This window comes from Cupriavidus campinensis (genome assembly GCF_905397395.1).
GTDB lineage: Bacteria > Pseudomonadota > Gammaproteobacteria > Burkholderiales > Burkholderiaceae > Cupriavidus > Cupriavidus campinensis.
On the sequence record NZ_CAJPVH010000150.1, the window covers coordinates 1 to 777 of the forward strand.

Annotated in this window: 1 protein-coding gene; it reads left to right on the top strand. The window is 75.7% G+C overall.

Translation table 11 applies throughout. From position 1 onward, the window contains the following. Positions 1-777, top strand: a 777-nt coding sequence (locus KHO18_RS28280; protein ID WP_211944324.1) for a hypothetical protein, incomplete at both ends; no start/stop codon positions are given.

Genomic DNA, 777 nt, shown 5'->3' on the forward strand with positions numbered 1-777 from the left:
GCCTCGGCGCCGGGCGGCCTGTCTGCGCTGCAACGCTGGCTGGCGGCCTATACGCTGCGGCAACTGGCGCTCGGCGAACCGGCACCCACCAGCCGGCGCGGCTGGGAGCAACTCTGGCAGCGAGCGCTCGCGGATTGGCAGGGCCATGCGGTGGCTCGGCCCGCGCGGCGGACCGTATCGCAGGCGGGCTCCGCCTCGTCATCGGCCGGCGGTACGGCCGGTGCCCCGCCATGGCGCTGGCATGTGATCCACCGAGTGGCCACGCGCGCGGAGCGGCTGCGCCATCTGCTGGCCCTGCCGCGGCACCGCGCTGCCGCACGCGACTGGATGGTCCGGCGCCAGATCGGCGAATGGCTCGCGGACCCGGTGTTGTGCGAGGACTGGCTCCATGCCACGCGTCCGGCGCAGCGCTGGGCGCTGGTGGCCACCCTGCATCCCCGGCAATCGGCCGCACTGCGCCGGGCCAGCCAGGCGCTGGAAGCGGCGCACGCGGCGCTGGTGGCCGGCCAGTCCGAATCGGCGCGTCAGCGCAGCCACTGGCGTTTCCTGGCCGGACATGTGCTTGCCATGCGCCTGGCGCCCACGCCGGAGGCGCTGGCGCGGCGCCACGCACTCCACCTTTATCGGGAGGCGGGCGCACCGACGCCGGGGCGTTCCGCGCTGGCCCAATGGTTTGCGCGCGTACGGCAATGGATGGCCGCGCCAAGCCTGGCGGGCGACGCCACTGCGCGGCTGCCACGCGGGCTCGGGGCGTGGTTCCGGGTGGCACGCCGGGCG